Below are 21,118 nucleotides of genomic sequence, written 5' to 3' on the forward strand. Positions count from 1 at the left end.
GATTTCTGGGAGCGGGCCAAGAGCGACCAGATGATGGAAGTGTGGAAAGACCGCCTGGTGCAGAAACTGATGTCGATGTAAAGTGCCACGCGGGCGGCCACGGTGGGCCGCCCCTACTGGCGATTACCCTCGAATTGAGCCGAAAAAAATGTAGGGGAGGGTTTGAAACCCTCCCCTACGTTGTCTGCATAACCGCGCCGAGAGGTGAAAACCCCGGCCCCTATTTCAGCATCCCACCGATGATGGTGTTGAGCGCTTCCTCCTGGTCCAGGCCGCGGGCCATCAGGGTCTCGATCTCTTTCTGGTTAACTCGCCCTATCGCCGCCTCGTGGGTCACCTGGGCCCGCTCGTTCAGCACGTTGACCAGGGGCACGGCGCGGGCGCGGGCCTGGTCCTGCACGATCTCGACACAGTCCACGTGGCCGCGGCAGTCCGGGGCAGCGGCCTCCAGCTCACTCACCACCTCGCTCTCGGCCTGCTCGCGCACCGCGATCCGGCTGAGCAGAAGCCCCTTGGCGCCCGCCCCGAGCAGCTTGCTCCGCTCCCGGACCTTGATCTGGTCGGTCCCGTAGCCGTAGGCCTTGGTAATCATCTCCACCGAGCCGTTCTCCTCGACCTCGGCCGAGTAGTCCACGTCCAGCTTGCCCACCCGGCCCTTGAGCAGCGAGAAACTGAGGTTCAGGTGCGCGCCCTTGCCCACCTTGATGTCGATCCGCGGCACCACCTCTATCCCGCCGGTCAGGCCGTGGTAGTGGTGCTCATCGTAATTGAACGAGGCGTTGTCCTCCAGGACTATCGCTCCGTCCATCAGGTGCTGCACCTTGACCGCGTTGGGGAACACGCAGTGGGCCAGGATATTTATCGAGGCGCCCTCGCGGATCAGGGCGTTCATCTTTATCTGCTGGCGGCCCTCCGCGGGCAGCACCCCGAAACACAGGTGCACCGGCTTTTCCAGCTTGACTCCCGGGTCCACGCTCAGGTCGATATCCACGCCGTCCTCTGTCTGGCGGGCCTCCATGTGCAGCCCCTCCACCAGGTGGCTGCCCAGGACCTGGTTCTTGTGCACCACCAGGTGGGCTATCTTGGAATCGGCCAGGGCGCCCGGCGCTCCGCCGGCGTCCTCGTAGGTCTTGACCATCAGCTCATAATCGTTGTTCATTTTATTTTCTCCCCCGCGAAAGGGCGGCTCAGCGGAAGTGGGGACAGCAGGAGCAGCGGTTCTCGTAGTAGTCGACCACCTCGGCCGTGGGACCCACCTTGACCAGGTAGCCGTCGTCGATCAGGGCCGCCCGCGTGGCGATCTTGGCGATATCGGCGTAGTGGGTGATCAGGATCACCGAGATGCCCTGCTCCTTCATCCCCCGCACGAAATCCATGATCCGCTCCAGGGCCAGCATGTCGATACCCGAATCCGGCTCGTCCAGGATTGCCAGGCGAGGGCGCATGGCGAAAATGGAGGCCAGCTCGATCCGCTTGCGCTCCCCTCCGCTGAGGGTCTTGTCCACCTTGCGCCGGCGGTAGACCTGGGCGTCCAGCAGCACCCCTTCCAGGGCCTCGGTGATCCCGGACTGGCTTTTCTCTTTCATCCCCAGGGAAATGTACTCCGGCACTGAAATCCCCTCGAACCGCGCCGGTTCCTGCCAGGCCAGAGTCAGGCCCTTCTTCGCCCGCCGCCAGACCGGCCAGTCGGTTATATCCTCACCGTCCAGAATGATCTGGCCGCTGGTCACCTTGTAACCCTCACAACCCATCAGAGTGTAGGCCAGACTGCTTTTACCCGCCCCGTTCGGACCCAGGATACCGAAAATCTCCCGCTCGTTCACGGTGAGATTGATTTTCTGGAAGATAACCTTGTCCTTGTTCTGCAGGGTCAAATCCCTCAGCTCGAGCATACTCCCCTCACCGAACATTATTGTTGCCTGAACGAACCCCCCGGATAAGTAAACACCGGTTTGAGAAAATTGTTACAAATAGTAAAATTCCGCCGCGCCGGACGCGGCCACTCATTTATGAAAAATAATAGTTAGATATTATTGTGTGAATCTGATAACAATCTGTCATTCCGTCAAGGATACTGACAGCGCCAAAACGAACTACCCCGCAGCGGAAGCCGCGAGGTAGCGCAAGGCGGGGGAGGGCGTGATGCTTTCCCCCGGGCCTTGGTCCGACGGTTTTCATTCCCGCGGGTATTGCTTCACCATCACTTGCCGGCCGCCTCCAGAACCGCGCGCACCGCGGGGTTGGGCGAGGTGATCTCCTCGGCCCCCTCCACGGTCAGGGTGGGGATAGCCCCCAGTTGCTGGTGCAGCCTGATCCGGTAAGCCTGGTCCGCGTCCTTCCCGGAAAGGCCCGAGTAGCCGAACGAACGGCTCCAGCGGCCGAACAGGAATTCATTCAGCGGCACGGGTTTCAAACGCTCCAGGCCCTCGCAGTTCACCTGAAAGCTCTCGAACAGGTGCACCTGGCTCAGGGCCTGAGCCTGCATAGTGATCTCGTTGCGCCCCTCGCCGCCCACCACCAGGCCGTTGTTCAGGCTGCTCACCAGGGCTACCAGACGGCGCATGCCCTCGGCCGGAGTGCAGTCCTCCACCAGGCCGTTGCGGATATTCCAGATGCAGAGGGTGACGTCCAGGAACACTGTCTCCAGGCTCAGCGCGCTGGCCGCGCCCTGCACCCGCTCGGCCAGGATCGAGCGCCACATGCTCAGGCCCGGGTGGATCTTCACCATGGTCTTGTCGCTGCGGTGACGCATGCGCTCGGCGTTCGACTCCGGCACCGGACGGACCTTGTTGTTCACCCAGGACCAGCCCTGGATTTTTCCGGTGTCGTTCTCGCGGTAGACAAAGTCGCGCACGTAGTTGTAGACCGGGTTGGAGGGGTCCATGTCGATCGAGTTGCAGTGCGGCATGGCGTGGAAACCCAGGCTCTGCGCCTTCTGGATGAAAGCCTTCCCCTGGTCGCTGGGGACAAAATCCGGGTAGTTCTCGTCGTAGCCGTCCCGCCGCCAGTCCGGGATATGAAGGAGCACCCGTTCCGGCTTGACTCTCTTGGCCAGCTCATCCAGCAGGGCCGGGTCGCTGGGGGCCCAGCTCACGGCCAGCTTAAGGCTGTCCACCCAGGACGGGCGGGTGCGGGCGGCGAGGTCGTAGGCCCCGCTCAGCCAGTCGCGGTACTGCGCGGCCGGCTCCTGCCAGCCGCCCTGGTAGACATTGATCCGCCAGGTGAGTCCTCCCGCGGCCAGCTTGTCGGTGTGCGGTCCGCTAAGCTCGGTCTCGAACCCCAGGCCGCGCTTGTCCTCGCCGGCTCCCACATACAGCGCCTTGTACTGGAATCGGTTGTCACGGCAATGGACCCAGAACCCGCCCTTGTCACCCTGCAGAATAGCCAAGCCCGCCTCCCACGAAAACGGCCAGCGCCAGCGCTTGCCCGCGGCCAGCGGGTCCTCCAGGGCCAAACGCGCGCCCTGGAAGAATGGGGCGATCAGTTCCAGGCCCGGGGCGATCCCGCCGAAAGTCCAGCGCACCGACTTGAGCCCGGGCCGCGAGGCGTAGGCCGAGGGTTCCACCAGCAGGTCGCCGCTCACCGGGTCCGTGCTGACCGTGATCACCCCATCGCCGAACCAGCCCTCCAGACGCACCTGGACCAGGTTGGGGTTGAGCTGCAGGATTTTGATCCGGTCATTTGCCTCGCCAGCCAGGGGCACGGCCTCATCCCCGCTGTAGTTCAGACAGAGCGCCCCGGCGGTCCTGCCCCCGCTGATCAGCACCGCGCCGTCCGCCTTGCGGGTAAGGTTCACCAGCGCCCCGCGCTCCAGCACCGCACTCAACGTGGAGGTCTCCACCAGCACACGCTCGCCCTCGACCCGCAGCGGGGCGGCGCTGAGCTGCCCGCTCCAGGCCGTCAGGGCCAGACAGGCAAGGAAACATGATATAACGGCGATCTTGCGGGTCATCGGTCCTCCGGTGGCTGGGTTGGGAAAAAGCCCGGCCTGAAAATCCCCGGGCCGGGCGGTTGTCTGTTCGTTTCAGTTTTTGCCGGGACAGGCTTCAGGCATTCCGTTCCAGTGAATCAGCGGTCAGGTCGGAAAGGCGCTCGCGCTGACGGCCCCGGGAGTCGAAATTCGACGGGCTGAGCCAGCGTTTCCAGGCCGAATCCAGGCGCGGCCACTCGCTGTCTATGATCGAGTACCAGGCCGTGTCTCGGTTCCGTCCCCGGTAGATCACGGCCTGACGGAACACGCCCTCGAAGCGGAACCCCAGCCGTTCGGCCGCCGCGCGCGAGGGAGTGTTCAGGGCGTCGCATTTCCATTCCAGACGGCGGTAGCCCAGGCGGAACACCAGCTCGAACAGAAGGTAGAGCGCCTCGCTGGCCGCCGGGGTGCGCTGCAGGGGCGGCGAAAAATTGATATGCCCCACCTCGATCACCCCGTCCGGCGGGCTGATCCGCAGGTAGCTGGCCACGCCGAGGGCCTTGCCGCCCGTATTTTCGATTATGGCGAAAAAGAGAGGGTCCTCACCCAGGCACCCCGCCCGCATCCAGCCCAGGTAGGCCTCCAGGCTGTCGAAGGGGCCGTAGGGAAGGTAGGTCCAGAGGCGTCCGACCGTATCGAGGCTGTTGGCCTGGAACAGTTCCGGGCCGTGCTTTTCCGGCTCCAGCGGCTCCAGGCGGCAGAACCGTCCTGCCAGCGGCCCGCGGGGCGGCCGCGGCGGTGCGGTCCAGCCGGGCAGAGGCCGGCCCACGGGCTGGCCCAGGGCATTCAGAACGTGGTCCATGCACCCTCCTCGAACAAAGTTGCGAGTCCGGTGGCCTCGGCCTCAGGGCGACCACAAGTCGGCTCCCGTGCCGCGACTGTATATCCTCCCTCAGAACAAAACCCGCGCTCCGCCCGCAGGACGCAGGGTGAGGAGCGCGCTGTCGGGCCGCTCCCGGAAGCGCTTGAGCGCCTCGGGATAGTTGTTCAGCGCCTGGCCGTAATAGCGGGTGCGGAAAGCCTCCAGCACCGTCTCCAGCCTGGCCTCAGGGACCAGGTGCACGGTGCAGCCGCCGAACCCGGCTCCGGTCAGACGGCTGCCGGCGCTGCCGCTTTCGAGCCCGATGGCGACCAGGTCGTCCAGGGCCGGGTGGCTGATCTCGTAGTCATCGCGGCAACTGACATGGCTCTGGGTCATCAGCTCGCCGAACCGCAGGCCGTCGCCCTGCTCCACCGCCGCGCTCGACTCCTCCACCCGCACGGTCTCGGTGACCACGTGGCGCGCCCGCTGGCCGATCCGGAAACCCTCGGGCGGGTCGGGCAGCAACTCGCCGCCCTTGGTGGTGAGGAACAGGCGGTTCAGCTCGTCCAGCTCAAGGCCCAGGCAGGCGGCCAGCTCGGCCCGGGTGTAGCTCGGCCGGGTGAACGTCTCGTCCAGGGCGGCCAGCATGCGCTCGCGTCCGATCCCGAAATAAATATCGCCCAGAAGCTCCATTTTTTCCAGACCCAGGCGCCGGCTCAGCATGGCCGCGGCGACCCGGCACATGGCCGGCCGCATGTTGTACTGCATGCGGGTCTCGGCGGTCTTGGAGGCCTTGACCATCGAGTTGGCCACCACGATGGCGAAACCCTGCGGGATGGAGACCGGGGTCACGCGCAGGGGGAAGAAATCGATTTTCAGGGCCTTGCCCTTCTCGTTCAGGATACAGACCGCGTGGTCCATCCCGCCGCCCTGGGTGCCCACGTACCATTCGGCGCGGGCCATGCGCTCGGCCAGGCGCTGTGGCTCCAGTTGCATTCCGGTGGAGCGAAGGACAGCCATGGCCGCGGCCACCACCACCGTGCTGCTGGAGGACAGCCCGCCGCCCACCGGCACCGTGCCGTAGAAACAGGCGTCGAACCCCTGCAAGCCGTCCACTCCGCCCAGCTCATCCACGATCCCCTGCACCCCGGCTTTGATGTAGTTGCCCCAGTCCCCGGTGTCGTAGTGCGGGATTTGATCCTCGATCTCGAAGCTGCGGTCCGGGAAATCCGGGTTGACCGCGTTAATCCGGCGGTCGTGTCGGGGAGCCAGGGCCACCAGCATGTCGTTGTCGATGGCCATGGGCAGCACCGGCAGGCCGTTGTAGTCCGTGTGCTCGCCGATCAGGTTCACCCGCCCCGGCGCGCGCAGCACGCTGACCTCTTTATGCTTCGGGAAGCGGGCGGTGAAATGCTCGATCAGGCGGATCACCCGCGGCGCGGCATCCGTGTTGTATACGCCATCCAGGGCCGCTTTAATTTCCGGTGCACCGCTCTTCAGCCCAGCCAGCAGTTTCGATATCTCCAGCATGCCCGTTACCCCACCTCTCTCTGGTTAAAGGCAAAGGCGCGGAATTTCCACGCCGCTTCTCAATCCCGGTCCAGCACAAATTGCCGGGCTCTCAGCCCAGCCTGGGCCGGGTGGCGCTCTCCAGGATCACCCGGTCGTAATCGCAGCCGGGGCGCAAGTTGCGGTAGTTGACCGGCCGGCAGTTGTCGTAGCGGTCCTCGCCCAGGACCACGCGGAACGGGCCGCCCGGCTCGAAAGCGATCTCGGCCAGCAGATGGACATCGTGCAAAGTCACCTGAGCGCCCGCGCCCTCCAGCGGGTTGACCGAGCCCAGCTGTCCCCAGCCGATCTCCAGGTTTGACTGCAATATTTTTGCCACCGGGGTCTGCATTACGCTCCTCCGTGGGTCAGTTACGGTTCTCGTGACGGCGGATCTCGCGCCAGGCGATGTCGCGCCGGCAGTAGAGGCCGTCGAAAGCGATGTCCGCCACGGCGCGGTAGGCCCGCTCCGCCGCGGCGCTGACATCCTGGCCCAGTCCGGTCACTCCCAGCACGCGTCCGCCGGCGGTGACTGTCCGGCCCTCCTGCCCGGCCGTGCCGGCGTGGAACACGATCAAATCCTCGCAGTCCGCGGCCGCCGGCCCGAATGTTATCTCCTTGCCCCGCTCGTAGCCGCCGGGGTAGCCGCCCGAGGCCAGCACCACGCAGACCGCGGCGCCGGGACGAGCCCCGCAGCGCAGACCCGCCAGGCTGCCCGTGGCCGAGGCTGCCAGCAGCTCGACCAGGTCGCCCTCCAGCAGGGGCAGCACCACCTGGGTCTCCGGGTCGCCGAAGCGGCAGTTGAATTCCACCACCTTGGGCCCCTCCGCGGTGAGCATCAGCCCGGCGTAGAGGCAGCCGCGGTAGGGCGCCCCCCGCTCGGCCAGGGCCCGGACCACCGGCAAAAGGATGTTGCTCTCCACCCGGGCCAGCAGCTCGGGCGTGGCCACGCCCACCGGCGAGTAGGAACCCATGCCGCCGGTGTTGGGTCCGGTGTCGCCCTCACCCACGGCCTTGTGGTCCTGGCTGGGGCTCAAGACCGCCACCCGCTCGCCGTCCACCAGGGCCAGCACCGAAAGCTCCTCGCCCTGCATCAGCTCCTCGATCACCACCCGGTCTCCCGCCGCGCCGAACTCGCGCTTGAGCAGGATACTCTGCAGGGCCTGCTCGGCCTGCTCCAGGCTGCGGCAGACAACCGCGCCCTTGCCCGCGGCCAGGCCATCCGCCTTGACCACGCAGCGACCGTCAAAGCGGCGGGCGTACTCCAGCGCCGGGCCGAAATCGGAGAAAGTGCGGTACCCGGCGGTGGGCACGCCGACCTCCCGCATCAGGTCCTTGGCGAACACCTTGCTGGTCTCGATCCTCGCCGCGGCGGCGCTGGGGCCGAACACCGGGACCCCGGCGGCGCTCAGACGGTCGGCCAGACCGCGGGCCAGGGGCACTTCCGGCCCCACCACCACCAGGTCCACCTTCTCGGCCGCGGCCAGGTCACAGATCGCCTGGATATTGGTCGGCTCAACATCCGCGCTGCGCGCCAGGGATTTCATCCCCGGAGTTCCGCGGGTGACCAGGAACTGCCCGGAGGGGCAATCCCGGACCAGACGCCAGAGCAGGGCGTGTTCGCGCCCGCCGTTGCCCACCACGAGAATTTTCATGCTTTACGTTCCTGTAGTCTTGGATTTTCCAGCGGATTGACTCTCATTGTTCCGGGCCGGTGGAGTCGGCGAGCCAGTCCAGGAACGGCCCATGGCCGGCCTGGATCTCGAGCGCCACCACCTCCGGGACCTCGTAGCTGTGCAGCTCCACCACCCGCGCGCGCAGCTTCTCGAACAGCGAGGCGCGGGTTTTCAGGATCAGCAGCGCCTCGCCCTCATCGTGCACCGCGCCGCGCCAACGGTAGATAGAGCGCAGGTTGGGGATCACGTTGCCGCAGGCGGCGAGCCTCTCCTCAACCAGGGCGCGGGCCAGTTGCGCGGCGGCTTCGGCGTTGCCGGCAGTGACCAGGACCGTGATGAACCCGGTTTCCATCGCTTCCTCGAGACAGGGGGTTATCCCTTTGCCCGGCATGCAGATCGGGTCGGCCAAGTCCATAAAAAAACAACCTAATAACATCCCGGGATTATTGCAAGTGCCCCGGTGGCAAGTCTCAGCGGCCGGGTGGACACACTACGGGGGGAACAACCTGCCCCACCGGAGGGTATAGTTCAAGAGAACGAACTTTCCGCCCCTTGCGGAGATTAACGCCCAACCCTGGATGCAACGGAGGAACCAGGCCCCACAACCGACCCCGACCCACTCCCCTCGACAGACCTCACCCCCTCTGAACAAATCCGGCGCCGCGTGCCACGCCAGCTCTTTACCGCCAGGACTGCGTGTGAAGGCCCCCTCTTGCAGCGCAGCTCCCGCCGCGATCCAGGTGCAACAATACAAACATCCGTCCGTGCCTGCCGGCTGTTCAGCCGCCGCGGGACTCCGCGGACCGGTGCGAACCGAAGCATATGAACAAGAGGAAGGGAAAGCATGCACAACGCCATCAAAACCACTGCCGCGACTTTCGCGATCCTGCTCCTGGCCCTGGCCGGGTGCTCGGATGACGACAACCCCTCCGCCCCGGACGGCGGCTCGCCCCTGAGCTTCGACTACTCGTTCCAGAGCTCGAACGAGGGTTTCAGCGGGGCTTTCACCGATTACCCCAAAGCCTCGGAAGCCAACTTGGAGTTGCAGTTCGAGCGCCGCAAGCTCCCGTCCGGCCTGGATTCTACCAAGTACGGCCTTTACCTCTCCGGCCGCAACCAGCCGGATGACCTGTTCATGTTCGTGAAGAAAAAGCTGTCGTCAGCGGACGGTCTCAAGGCCAACGTGGTCTACAAGGTCTCGCTGGAAATACAGATCGCCACCCCCGAGGCCAGCGGCTGCATGGGCGCGGGCGGCGCTCCGGGCGAGGCCCAGACCATGAAAGCCGGGGCCATGGTGACCGAGCCCAAACCCGTGCTCAAGGACGGTTTCTACGAGCTGAACGTGCAGAAAGGCCAGCAGACCACCGGCGGGACCGACATGGAGGTGATCGGCCACGTGGGCAACGACAGCGGGGACTGCTCCGGGGAAACCTGGGAGTACAAGACCCTGAAGCTGGAGGATTTCGCGGTCAAGACCGACGGCAGCGCGGTGCTCTGGCTCGCCGCGGGCACGGACAGCGGCTACGAGGGGATCAACTACTACTATTTCACCGATTTCAAGGTGACTCTCACTCCGACCGACCTGGACAGCCTGCCGGGCGGAGGGAACAAATAGCAGCCTGAATCATCCAGCGCGCGGGGGCAGGTTTGTCCTGTCCCCGCCGCAGCCTTACGAGCCCGATCCGCTTTTGCGGTCAGCCACCGGAGCCCCGGGCGTGACGACGGCGGAATCCATCCGGAACAGCCGGAGCAGGGCCAGGCTCACGAACACGAACAGGAACGGCTGATCCTGGAGCGTGTACCGTCCCGTGACCAGGAAAGGCGCCAGGCTCAGGGACAGATAGACCACGGGCAGCAGAAACAGCCCGACTTCCAGCCTGGAACGCAGGCCGATCACTATCCCGGCGAGCGCCAGCAGCAGGATGGCGGCCGAGAGGATTCCGCCGGCAAGGTAAATCTGCCGGCTGTGCTCGAACTGCCTGGCCGTGAACACATCATCGCTGCCCACGACCAGATGCGCCCGGAAGGGACGGACCAGGCAGGCCAGGGAATAGTCCAGCGGATGCCGCCGGATATAATCCAGGGCCAGAGTCCGGTAGCGCTTTTCCCGCTCGATCTCCACCCGCGAATAAACCCCGTTGAAACGGATCGAGACCTCGCTCGCGCCCCACGATATCCAGGAGAACGAGCACTCCCTTGCCTGGCCCGCGGGCGGGAAAGCCAGCGTCGAGTCACCCCTCTGCGCCAGCAGGTACACGGGGGAGGAATACATATATTTCGGCAGAAAAAGCCCGAATTCCCCCGGAGCTTCCTCCGGCTCGAATTCGGTCCAGCAGACCACCTTCGAATAATCCTGGTAGTATCTTACCAGCCAGATCCGGTCCACATCACCCTCTGCCGCGACCCTCAGCCGGCGGGCATTTTCCAGGGGCAGGGCCGGCGCGAGCACGAAGTTCAGCGGCTTGACGGTCTCCCTGCCTTTCCCCGCGCCGGAGGCAGCCTGCCGAGGGTGCGCTCCGGCCAGCGCCGCCAGACGGTGGACCGTGGAATCGCTCTGCAGCCTGCGCACCCAGTGCCGGGCATAAGGCATGGGCAGGGCGCCGTTCAGGACTGCGACCGCCAGGTCCGCCCCGGCCTGCAACTCGGTGATTTGCCCCCGGAACCGGGACGGGATCATAAGCCGCGAGCTGTCCGCCAGGGTCAGGACCGCCTGCCCTTCACCGACACCCACCGAGAGCAGCCCGGCTGGCAGGACCGTGTTGTACTCCGAAGACCGGGCACTCGAGGCCAGCAGAGACACCGCCGTGGACAGGTCGGCCTCGTCCAGCCTCCTGTCTCCGTTCAGGTCAAGTGGATGCCGGAGAGTGTCCAGTTCGGCCCCGAAGCAGAGATGACGGGTCAGGGCGACAATGTCGAAAATGTCCAGCAAATCGCCGTGACGGTCGGGGTCCTCGAGAATGGCACGCTCGAAAAAATGGAGGTAAGGAATCCCTTCCCCGTAATCGTACCGCTGCAGGAGACTGTCCCCCACGGCTCCCGCGGTGCACATGTCCACGCGGTAGTACATGACCGACGGTATTTCCGGGGCCGTCACCCGGAAAATAGCCGCGCTGTCTGTCAGCACACCCGCCTCAATTCTCCTTCTGAGCGTGTCCCGGTCGGTCCAGTATTCCAGAACCGGCCGGACCGAAGAATCGGACCGCGGCGGATTGAACCTCACTTCTATTTCTGAAGGGATGTCATTCCGGGAGGTGTACGGAAAAGAGCTGCCCTGGAAAAAGGTCGCCGGGTTGTAGACCCAGTTCCGCCGGTAGGGCCCGGTCTGCAAAGCCCCGAACCACAATTGCTCGCCGCCCAGAGTGGTGGTGGGGATGGTCATGCCGGTCAATCTGTAATTCCTGACGACCCAAGGCAGGCATACCAGCACGGCCATGCCGGCGGCCAGACCGAGCCGGAGCAGACCGCGGCGAGTCCTGCCGGGAACAAGCAGGAACCAGCCCAGGCTGAACAGCGGCAAGAGGATGAAATTCGGCCGAAGCTGCGCGGCCAGGCCCAGCAGCACGCCGGCCGGTAAAAACGGCAGCCAGCCGCCACGGCTCCGTCCCCGCTGAATCAGATACAATGCGCCGACCAGGCAGACCGTGGTCAGACTGTCACTGCAAGCCGTCGACGCGTACAGGGTGTTGAACGACAGCACACCCGTGAGCAGAGCGCTCAGGCCGGCCGCCCGCTTTCCCAGACAGTCCCGTACCATGTTGTACAGCAGCACCGGAATCGCGGCGTTGAGCACAGACTGAAGGACAAGCGGAGGGAAAGGACTGTCGCCGAAAAGATGCAGGCACAGCGCCAAAAAACCCGGGTAACCCCAGATACGGCGGAAGGTGTTGTAGTCCTGGTTCGAGGCGATCCGGCGGGCCAGGCCGGAATACCCATCGAAACCCTCGGGGCCGAAAGGCAGAGGGCTCCAACCGAAAATGAACCCCAGGCCCAAAGCCAGGCTTACGGCCGCAGCCAGATATTTGACCCAGGTTGAATCGAGTAGACCCAGAATATATCTTTTCATCCGCGCTTCGCCCTGAAGCCTCTCCACTCACAGACTCGATCCGCGCGGACCACCGCAGACCCGGCTCTCGATTTGAGAACTCAAGCGTTTATTCTTTTCCTTATTTCCTGCAGAAGAAGTCTCAGCTCTGTCATCCTCTCCTGCACACTGTCCGCGAAAGCGAAAAAATTTTCCTTGAAATGGACTTGCTGTTCCTGCAATTCAGTGTAGTGTTTCTCCAACTCGGCGATACGGTCGTCTATGCGCCGGTTTTCGACTTTCATACCAGCGGCCTCCGGGAAACCTGCGGTCAGATTACCTGCCAATAATAGCACGATTGCTGATCATTCGCACGCAAAAACAGATATACATTAAAAACGCAGCCCAGGTATGTCAACATAATTTAGCATGTTTCGACATGTCATTGTAATTTAATGCATTAAGTTTGTTATGTTTGATAATAAAAGAGTTATTGTTATCCAGTCCGGCGAGGAAAAGCGCCCGGACAAAAAAAAGGCCGCCTTGCGGCGGCCCCGGTGCGAGCGGTCAGGAAAAGCCTCACAAAAACCGCTGAAGGTTGAAACACTCAATGGCATTGTCCCGCAGCAGACGGTGCGCGGCCCAGAGCGCCTCCTCCAGGCCCAGGGCACCGGCCTCCAGCATATCCCCCAGCGCCCCGGACACCACGGCCCGGGCCAGCCGGCTGTGGGCGTAGGACCCCTCCGGGAACAGGTAGTCTCCGCCGAAAGCCATGATCTTGTTGACCGGCACTGTCTCCAGCCAGCAGGCCAGCCACCTCCGCGACTCAAACGGCGAGATCGCCGGCATCCAGCACATGTCGATGAACACGTTGCGGTGGTTCCTGGCCAGCACGCCCAACTCGCCCATGAACGGGAAAGAGCCGTGGAACAGTACGAACCGCGTCTCCGGGTGCGCCTTGATGAGCGGCAACAGCAGCAGCGGGTGGCTGCTGTTCAGCTCGTAGCCCGGCCCGGCCTGCAGTCCGGTGTGGATCTGCACCGGCAGGCCGAGCTTGCCCGCGCGCGCGGCGATTTCATGGAACATGAAATCCTCCAGCGGCTTGCGATCCTCGAAGCGCAGCGCCCCGGCGGCCAGCAGGGTGTCGAACACCCGCCCGGCCCGCTCCTTGGGCACCGCATTGAAGGAGAGGGGACGGTCATAGGCCTGGGCGTTCTTGAGGCCCACGAAGCAACCACGCGACTGAATCTCGTCGAATTCGAGGTCCAGCAGGGCCAGCCAGTCATCCAGGCAACGCACAGTCCGGCCGTGCCTGGCCGCGTAGCGCTCCACAGTGGCCCGGTCGAACGCGATAAAAGTCTCATCGAAACGCTGCACCCGCACCGTGCGGGGAGGCAGCTCGCGTTCCACCGCCTCATCGGTCAGGACTATGCGGTCGAGAATCGCCAGGTCGATCCCGGCCCGCTCGTGCAGCACCCGGCTGTAGAACCCTGGCTTCTGTGCCTTACGCATCCTTTCGTTCAGGGTGCGCCAAGTAGTCGCATTTATCTCGGGAACATCGTAAATATCCCGCGCGGCCAGGCGCAGAACCCGGCTGAACGCGGTCAGGCGCACGAGCGGCCACCAGGGGGCGAGAAGCTCCCAGCGCCGCTCATCGGGCAGCGAGGTGTCGCCCAGGGCGGCGAAATCGGCATCGCTCATCCCCGCGGCCACCAGGTCGTCCCCGGCGTACTGCGAAAACCAGGGCTGCTGGAACCAGTAGAAGAAATCCACTTTCTGCTGCAGCCAGAGGCTCTCGCTCACCAGGTGCTCGTGGGTGTCGATCAGCCGGATCGCCTCCACCGCGGCCTCGATCCGATGTCGGTAATCCGTACCGTTCATTTGACGGCCCCGGGCTTGATCTCGGCGGCGAAATTGCTGCGGTACCAGGCAGTGTAGTCCTTGAGCGCGGCCAGGTACTTTTCCAGCCCCAGGTCCTGCTCGTCGCAGATCAGGTAGGTCATGTCCGGGCGGCGGAACGCGAAATGCCGCGCCCGGTCCTGCTGCCAGAAGAATTTTTTCTCCGGGGTGGAAAGGCCCTTGGGCAGACGGGTTTTCTCCCAGGTGGCCACCAGGCTGTCGTAGACCTTTTTCCGCTCATCCAGGTTGGCCTGGACAAGGTCGGCGGCCTGGGCCAGCTTGGCCAGCACCGTGGCGTGGCTGACGAAGCGGGCCTCGTGCGCCGCGGTGATCGTTCTCTCCAGTCGCGACAGGGCCAGATAGGTGTTGGCCGTGTGCTCGGTCAGGTCAACGATACTCTCGAAGACCTCGAAATCGTAGGCGTTGCGCGCCCCGGCCTCACGATTCAGACGGCAGATCAGGCGGGCGCGCGTGAGCGGCGCCAGCATGCCCTGCGAACGCCGCACCATCTCGCCGTAGCGGGTGTTCCAGAACGGGTCGTACTCGACCGCGTCGCCGCGGGGAAGGTCGGGCAGGGTGGTCTGGCCGATCTCGCCCCAGTGCCAGACCTTGCGCTCGAACGTGTCCATGTAGTAGTAGGCGGCGTCGTTCAGGATGCCCCACAGCTCGCGCAGATCATGCGCCCGGGGCCCGTAGCGGTTGACAAAGAAGCGGTCGGTGAACTCCTCGACACCGGGCGCGGAGCCGTTCCAGGAATACTCGGCGCTGTTGGCCCAGCTCATCATCCAGACCAGGTTGTGCAGGCCGGAGTCGTCCCACGAGGTGTTGACCATGCCCTCGAACAGGCCGGTGCGGGCGGCCGAGGCATCGGTGTGGTAGGAGCGCAGCAGGCAGCCGTCCGTGCGCCGCCCATCATCCCGCAGCGTGTAGACATAGGGCAGGAACAGGTGCTCGATGCCGGGGTTGGGGTCGTAGACCCAGGCCGGGAAACCGGCCTCCCGGCTGGCCCGCGCGATATCCGGGTCATCCGAGAACTCCGCCGTGACGAGGCCCTTGGCCGGCTGCTGCTTGTCCCCCGGGATATACTCGCCGCCCCAGGAAATGGGACGCCGTCCCTGGCTGAGGACAAACTTGGCGCAGCGGTCGACAAACATCAGCATCAGCCCGCGCCGCCCGATCTGGGCCGCCCTGGCCGCGCAGCCGCAATCCACCCCCTGGCCCAGCTCGTAGGTCTCATCCGTGCCGATATGCAGGAACTCGCTGCCGGGCGTGGCCGCCATGGCGTCTTTCCAGAGGTCGAACAGCAGCTCGTAGGAGCCGTCCTTGAGCGGGCAGAACTCCCAGTTCGAGGCCGGTATCTCGCGCAGGTGGGCGAACTGCGGCCACTTGAGGATGAAACTCACATGGCCCAGCCCCTGCACCAGCGGCACGATCTGGATATGGTACTGGCGGGCGTAGCGCGTGAACTCCTGCATCTCGGCCAGGGTGAACGCCCCCGGCGCACCGATCTCCGGGTGGCTGGGATAGGCGAACTTATCCTCCCACTCCCAGATAAGGACATTGAACTTGTAGTCGGCCAGCTCGCGGATGAAAGAGCGCACGTACTCGGCCTTGTCCTGATGGTGCTTGGTGTCGTAGTGCGCGGCGCGGTAGGGGATGTCGGGCTTGTCGCTGACACTGAGGCCCGGGATACGCAGATCGCCCTTGTCCGTGGTGACAAGGCGCAGGATGCTGCGGGTGGCGTAGAACAGGCCCGCCTCGCCCGTGGCGGCCGCTTTCACACCCTCCGGGCCGACGTTCAGGCTGTAGCCCTGCTCGCCCAGGTCGGTCGGGGCGCCCTTGCGGCTGAGGACGATTTTCTTTGGGGCGTCGCCGCCCAGCGCGGCCTGGATGCCCCAGTCGGCCTGAAGGCGCTCGGCCAGGTCAGCGGCGGCGAACCGGTCCGCGGCCGAGGCGTCGGAATCGAGCACTATCGCCAGCGGGCAGTCGATCACGAACGGCTCACCCCCCAGGCGCAGCCCGTGCGGGTAGGGGATCAGGCTCACGCCCTCGCGCCACAGCGGCGACTGCGCCGCGCACTGGCCGGCCGCGACAAAAACGGCGACAATCACGACAAGAAGGGACAAGCGGCTGCGCATCGAGTTGCTCCTTGCATTGAAGGATAGAGCGGCCCTCAGCGGCGGGCCGCCCAGTGGGGACGGAAACATGCGAACTGTAAAGAAGTGGGATAGCTTTCCCCAATCCTAATAAAAAAGAGAGGATTTACAAGGGGAAAGGCGCTTTAAAATCCTACCGGCAGCCAGAATGTCGGGATTGAAACGCAAAAGCGGCCCGGAAACAAAAATCCCCCCGGGAAGGCGCGAAAGCACTTGGGCGGAATTTCTCCGCCGGCTCCGCGCCCGCTCCGGGGGGGTGCAAGATGGGTCAGGCCAGGGCCAGCACCCGTTCGGTGATCTTGTCCAGCGGCTCGATGTAGTCGACCGCGCCCAGCTTGATCGCCTCCTTGGGCATGCCGAACACGACGCAGGTTTCCTCGTTCTGGGCCACGTTGACCGAGCCGGACTCTTTCATCTCGAGCATGGCCTTGCTCCCGTCGCCGCCCATGCCGGTGAGCATCACGCCCACGGCGTTGCGGCCGGCGGTCTTGGCCACCGAGCCGAACAGCACCTCGACCGAGGGCCGGTGACGGCAGACCAGGGGGCCATCCTTGACCTGCACGTAATAGCGCGCCCCCGACCGGCGCAGCAGCATGTGCTTGTTGCCCGGGGCGATCAGGGCCTTGCCCGGCACAACCGAATCGTTGTCCTCGGCCTCCTTGACCTCGATCGCGCACAGCTCGTTCAGACGGTCGGCGAAGGAGCGGGTGAAATGCTCCGGCATGTGCTGGACTATGACTATGCCGGGAGCGTTGGGCGGCATGCGGGTCAGGATGGCCTGCAGGGCCTGGGTCCCGCCGGTGGAGGAGCCGATCGCCACCACCTTGTTGGTGGTGCGGGTCATGGCGCTGGGGGCCTCGGCGCGGGGCGGAGCCTCGGCTATGAGCCTGGCCCGGCGCTTGATATCCACGTGCGCGGCGGCCTTGATCTTGTCGATCAGCTCGACCGACATGTCACCCACAGTGTAGCTGGCCCCCGGCTTGCACATCACGTCCACCGCCCCGGCATCCAGGGCCTCCATCGCCAGGTCGCCGCCCCGGGCGGTCAGCGAGGAGACCACGATCACCGGCAGCGGGTAGTGCCGCATCAGTTTCTTCAGGAAAGTGATCCCGTCCATGCGCGGCATTTCGATGTCCAAGGTGAGAACATCCGGCTGGAGGTAGACAATCTTGTCCCGTGCCACGTAGGGGTCAGGGGCCGTGCCCACGATCTCGATCTCCGGGTCGCGGGCCAGTTCCTGGCTCAAAATCTGACGCACCACTGCGGAATCATCCACCACCAGCACCTTAGTCGTCATCCCGCCTCCATCCAAAGCCGCGCGCAAGCGCAGTTCATTGCCGGTTCATTGCCCATTCTGAGTGAACTTCTTCTCTATTTCCTCCAGCTTTCCCAGCATCCGGAAAGCCACGATCTCGATATCCTGGCGGCTGAGGCCGGTGGCGTTAAGCGAGTCGCCCGAGGCGCGATAGCCCAGGGCGTCGCGGCCCACACCCACGCCCATCATCATCGCCACCATGTCCGCCACGTGCACCACGTTGGCCAGGTGCGGACTGATCTTGGCCATTTCAGGCTGGTGGTGCCAGCGCACGACATCGACCATGTCCTCGGGGAAACCCCACTGTTCCAGGACCAGCGCCCCGGCCTCCGTGTGGTCGATCCCCAGTATCTCCAGCTCGGCCTCATCGAACGGCTTCTCGTCCTGATCGGCCTTCATCTCGATCTGCATGAAATACTCGTCGCTCAGCGAGTCCATCACCAGCTTGCCCACATCGTGCAGCAGGCCGGCGGTGAAAGCCACCCCGCTGCCGGCGACCTTACCGTGGAAATCCTCGATGGCCTCGGCGGCCAGGGCGGTGGCGACACAATGGCGCCAGAGCTGGCCGATGGCCAGATCGTAGCCCTCCACCGGACGGCGCATCACCGGACCGAGCGAGGAGATGAACACCAGACGGTAAAGCTCGTCCATCCCAACCCGCACCAGGGCCTCCTTGAGCGTCGCAATCTGCCGTCCGGCCCCGAAGCTCGCCGAGTTGGCCAGAGCGATCACCCGGGCGGTCAGCCCCGGATCGTACTGCACCAGCTCGACCAGTTTGCCGATCTCCACGTCGCGGTCGCGCATCAGCACCGCCAGGCGCGCCGCCACGACCGGCAGGGGCGCGATGGAGCGCACCCCGTTCATGATCGCTTCCCGCATCATATAAGAGGCGTCTCCTTTCCTCCCGAACGGATAATCACGTCGCCGTTGGAGGCGTAGACTTTCACGGTGCGCGATGTTTTACCGCCCACGTCCTCGGCGCTGAGGAGCAGGTCGTTCTTCCAGAGCAGCTTCTTCAGGACCATGTAATTGCGCTCGCCGATGCGGAAAAGGCCCTTGTCATCCAAGGGCGCGCCGCAGCCGGCGGCTTTAAGCACCAGGCGCTTCTTCTCGGCCCCCAGGCGGAAAGCCGCCTCCAGCAGCGTGGGCACTCCGGTGTCCACGAACATTCCGGGCTTTTCGAGCGCCTTGTCCTGGTCGATCTTGGAGAACGGCAGCATGCAGTGCACCATTCCCGCCACGCCGGCCACCGGATCGAAAAGGGTAAAACCCAGGCATGAACCGAGCGAGTATGTAATCAGCACCTCGGAGGGATCCCGGGTCACCGCGAAGCCCGAAATATCGACCACCACGCTCCGCAGCCCGAGCTCTCTCTCCTGACCGGTCAGCACCATCAGGGAGCGCCTTTCACGTAGACTGAGGGCATCATATTCTTGAAGCTGCTCACCAGGCCGGTCAGGCTTTCGGCATGCCCGACCATCAGGTAGCCGCCCGGCCGCAGAAGACGGTACATGTTGTCCAGCACTTTGCCGCGCACGTGGTTGTCGAAATAGATCATCACATTGCGGCAGAAAATAATATCCAGCGGGCCATGGATCGGGAACGGCTGGATCGACAGGTTCAGCCGGCCGAACGAGAGCATGTCACGCAGGGGTTTCTTGACCAGGTAATAGCCCTCGGCCCGTCCCAGACCTTTCTGGAAATACTTGCGCAGGAATGCCTCTGGCACCTTGTCCAGCTTGCGGTCCTCGTACATGCCCTGGCGGGCCACATCCAGGACGCGGGTGGAGATGTCGGTGGCCAGGATCTTGACATCCAGCCCGCCACCCTCGCCCAGCGCTTCCTTTACGGTCATGGCGATAGTGTAGGGCTCCTCGCCGGTGGAGCTGGCCGCGCACCAGATGCGGTACTTACGCTGCCCGGCGGCCTGCCACTGCTTCAGGATCGATTCGAGCACCTCAAAATGCTTGGGCTCGCGGAAAAAGTGGGTCACATTGGTCGAGATCACATCCAGCAGCTTGACCAGCTCCTCGCCGCTGTCGTCATCCGAGACGTACTGGAGGTAGTCCTTGTATTCGTGGATACCCAGCATCCGCATGCGCTTGCCCACCCTGGCGCAGACCAGGGCCTGCTTGTGCTCTCCGAGGTTGATTCCGCTCTTTTTGTAGACCAGGGTGCGAAAGGCGTCGAAGGTTTTGTGGTCCATGTTGCCGCCTTCGCCCACCTGGCTAATCTGGTCCGCAAGGTTTTCCATCTCATCCATTCTTTTCTCCCTGCCGGGGCGTGGCATCCGTTTCCCTGAGCGTCCGTCCGGCGGCAGCCGGGCTGCCCGGACCTGACGCGGCGCTCAACCGCATCGTTCCCGCATGTCGTATATCATTAAACGTGCCAATTTTCGTCTTGCGCGAGCTTTGAACGCAGCCCGATGATAATCAGCGAGTTAAGCGGTTAAGCCCCGGAGCCGGGGGTTCTCCCCGTTTGCCCGATTACGAACACTGTGCTTGAAATCGAACACCTCGGGATTTTCGCCATTTTGTGGAGTGCTCTTATATTTTACCTTCCCGGGGTCCGGCGGTCAACCGGACGGCAGGTTTATTGCACACAAGGCGCGCTGAATTCCCCCGGAGACAGGCGCGGGATCGAAAAAAAGGACCGCCCCGAAAGGCGGCCCTTTTCCGGCCCGATGATCAGAAATCGAGGAAATCCTTTTCCTCCAGGGGGAGGATCTTTTCGGACTGCTTTCCGCCGTGACTGTCCGCCTCGCTGCGGACCTCATCGGGCCGGATGTCTTGACGCGAACGCGCGAGGGGCTCAGAAGCTGTAATAAAGTGAAGTCCCCAGGATATGCTGGGTGGTCCAGTCAGCGGAGCCCTTGATCTTGTCGTTGCGCAACAGGTAGTACGGGCTGAACTCGAAGCCGGCCGGGAGCTTGAACTTGAACCCGGTGGACAGCCAGTTCGTGTTGTAGCGGTCCCGTCCCTGGAGCGCGGTGGTCTGTATCCAGAACTCGTTGTAGGCGAACCAGCCCGCTGTCTTGCCGATCTTGTGGCTCACCTGGAAACGCGGGCGCCAGAAACCGCGGCCCAGATCGCCCAGCCGGATATGCACGCGGCTGCGGAAATCCAGGGACCAGGGCCCCAGGGCCGGTGACTTGAGAATCTGGTCGAGCAGCAGGTAGTGCTGGTTGTCCCACTCGCCGTTCTTCTCCTGGGGGTTCAGACGGTAGAAAGCCGCCAGGTCGAGGTACTTCGCGGCCTTGAGCACGACCCCGCTCTCCCAGCGGATGAAATACAGATCGCTCATGTTGTCCTGCAGCCTGTACTGCACATGCGTGCTGAACGACAGACCGGGGCTCAGCTTGGCTTTGATCCCGTATTCGCCCCACTGTCCCCAGTCGGTGTTGTCCGCGGCCGCGGCATTGCACCAGATACAGACCACAGCCGACAGAACGAGCCTCGGTACTATACTCCTCATCGGTCGGACCTTTCGAAACGGTATGTTCAGTATGCCGGCGCTGGCCCCTCCCGGCGCCATAGCCACGGGATGCACCCGCCGCGCGGCAACGGCCTCGCCTGCGGGGCATCGACAGTTCTATCCGTTGATCATCACATTATGTGCCACAAGCTCGCGGCGGTCTATCTGATTAAACAAACTGTAATTAATTATCCTGACACAATTCCGGCCGCCTGGGCGCTGCCCGCGAACGAACAATTTGTCTGATATTCTACAGG

At 64.0% G+C, this 21,118-nt stretch carries 18 protein-coding genes; 1 reads left to right on the forward strand and 17 read right to left on the reverse strand.

The annotated features are described in order from the left end of the window. Positions 1 to 220: 220 nt before the first annotated feature. The 8 genes from LLH00_09035 to LLH00_09070 form a co-directional block, all read right to left on the reverse strand. Entirely contained in the window at positions 221 to 1,159 is a 939-nt protein-coding gene (locus LLH00_09035; GenBank protein ID MCE5271416.1) for a SufD family Fe-S cluster assembly protein, read from the reverse strand. 28 nt (positions 1,160 to 1,187) lie between these two features. After that, the gene (locus LLH00_09040) at positions 1,188 to 1,892 is read right to left on the reverse strand and encodes an ABC transporter ATP-binding protein (protein ID MCE5271417.1); all 705 of its coding nucleotides are present in this window, start codon (positions 1,890 to 1,892) and stop codon (positions 1,188 to 1,190) included. Between the two features lie 308 nt (positions 1,893 to 2,200). Beyond that, positions 2,201 to 3,952: a DUF6259 domain-containing protein gene (locus tag LLH00_09045; protein MCE5271418.1), complete on the reverse strand. Its 1,752-nt coding sequence runs from the start codon at positions 3,950 to 3,952 to the stop codon at positions 2,201 to 2,203. Positions 3,953 to 4,046: 94 nt separating this feature from the next. Continuing rightward, complete coding sequence (locus LLH00_09050; protein MCE5271419.1) at positions 4,047 to 4,772, reverse strand: GNAT family N-acetyltransferase; 726 nt, start codon at positions 4,770 to 4,772, stop codon at positions 4,047 to 4,049. A 90-nt stretch (positions 4,773 to 4,862) separates the two neighbouring features. Beyond that, positions 4,863 to 6,302, reverse strand: coding sequence for a galactokinase (galK, locus tag LLH00_09055; protein MCE5271420.1), 1,440 nt, complete (start codon positions 6,300 to 6,302; stop codon positions 4,863 to 4,865). A 91-nt stretch (positions 6,303 to 6,393) separates the two neighbouring features. Then, a complete protein-coding gene (locus tag LLH00_09060; GenBank protein MCE5271421.1) occupies positions 6,394 to 6,672 on the reverse strand; it encodes a hypothetical protein in 279 nt (92 codons plus the stop codon). Between the two features lie 16 nt (positions 6,673 to 6,688). Then, entirely contained in the window at positions 6,689 to 7,975 is a 1,287-nt protein-coding gene (purD, locus tag LLH00_09065) for a phosphoribosylamine--glycine ligase (GenBank protein ID MCE5271422.1), read from the reverse strand. Positions 7,976 to 8,018: 43 nt separating this feature from the next. Further along, complete coding sequence (locus LLH00_09070; protein MCE5271423.1) at positions 8,019 to 8,348, reverse strand: divalent-cation tolerance protein CutA; 330 nt, start codon at positions 8,346 to 8,348, stop codon at positions 8,019 to 8,021. A gap of 492 nt (positions 8,349 to 8,840) precedes the next feature. Between LLH00_09070 and LLH00_09075 the strand changes: the two genes are divergently transcribed. Beyond that, positions 8,841 to 9,611, forward strand: coding sequence for a hypothetical protein (locus tag LLH00_09075; GenBank protein MCE5271424.1), 771 nt, complete (start codon positions 8,841 to 8,843; stop codon positions 9,609 to 9,611). 54 nt (positions 9,612 to 9,665) lie between these two features. On the opposite strand, the gene LLH00_09080 is transcribed toward LLH00_09075, so the two are convergent. The 9 genes from LLH00_09080 to LLH00_09120 all read right to left on the reverse strand — a co-directional run bounded on the left by LLH00_09080 (position 9,666) and on the right by LLH00_09120 (position 20,861). Further along, entirely contained in the window at positions 9,666 to 12,059 is a 2,394-nt protein-coding gene (locus LLH00_09080) for a glycosyltransferase family 39 protein (protein MCE5271425.1), read from the reverse strand. 80 nt (positions 12,060 to 12,139) lie between these two features. Continuing rightward, entirely contained in the window at positions 12,140 to 12,322 is a 183-nt protein-coding gene (locus LLH00_09085; protein MCE5271426.1) for a hypothetical protein, read from the reverse strand. Positions 12,323 to 12,596: 274 nt separating this feature from the next. Continuing rightward, positions 12,597 to 13,898 carry an amidohydrolase gene (locus LLH00_09090; GenBank protein MCE5271427.1) on the reverse strand — a complete coding sequence of 434 codons (1,302 nt, stop codon included), beginning with the start codon at positions 13,896 to 13,898 and terminating at the stop codon, positions 12,597 to 12,599. Further along, complete coding sequence (locus tag LLH00_09095) at positions 13,895 to 16,054, reverse strand: beta-N-acetylhexosaminidase (protein MCE5271428.1); 2,160 nt, start codon at positions 16,052 to 16,054, stop codon at positions 13,895 to 13,897. The genes LLH00_09090 and LLH00_09095 overlap by 4 nt, the downstream gene beginning before the upstream one ends. A 286-nt stretch (positions 16,055 to 16,340) precedes the next feature. Then, a complete protein-coding gene (locus LLH00_09100) occupies positions 16,341 to 17,369 on the reverse strand; it encodes a chemotaxis response regulator protein-glutamate methylesterase (protein MCE5271429.1) in 1,029 nt (342 codons plus the stop codon). Between the two features lie 45 nt (positions 17,370 to 17,414). Then, complete coding sequence (locus LLH00_09105) at positions 17,415 to 18,269, reverse strand: HDOD domain-containing protein (GenBank protein ID MCE5271430.1); 855 nt, start codon at positions 18,267 to 18,269, stop codon at positions 17,415 to 17,417. Further along, complete coding sequence (locus LLH00_09110) at positions 18,266 to 18,781, reverse strand: chemotaxis protein CheD (protein MCE5271431.1); 516 nt, start codon at positions 18,779 to 18,781, stop codon at positions 18,266 to 18,268. The genes LLH00_09105 and LLH00_09110 overlap by 4 nt, the downstream gene beginning before the upstream one ends. Continuing rightward, positions 18,781 to 19,650 carry a protein-glutamate O-methyltransferase gene (locus LLH00_09115; protein ID MCE5271432.1) on the reverse strand — a complete coding sequence of 290 codons (870 nt, stop codon included), beginning with the start codon at positions 19,648 to 19,650 and terminating at the stop codon, positions 18,781 to 18,783. Before LLH00_09115 ends, LLH00_09110 begins: the two co-directional genes overlap by 1 nt. 548 nt (positions 19,651 to 20,198) lie before the next feature. Continuing rightward, positions 20,199 to 20,861, reverse strand: a complete 663-nt coding sequence (locus tag LLH00_09120) for a DUF2490 domain-containing protein (GenBank protein MCE5271433.1) — start codon at positions 20,859 to 20,861, stop codon at positions 20,199 to 20,201. Positions 20,862 to 21,118 lie beyond the last annotated feature (257 nt).

The organism is bacterium (genome assembly GCA_021372515.1).
In the GTDB taxonomy this organism is placed as follows: Bacteria; Gemmatimonadota; Glassbacteria; order GWA2-58-10; family GWA2-58-10; genus JAJFUG01.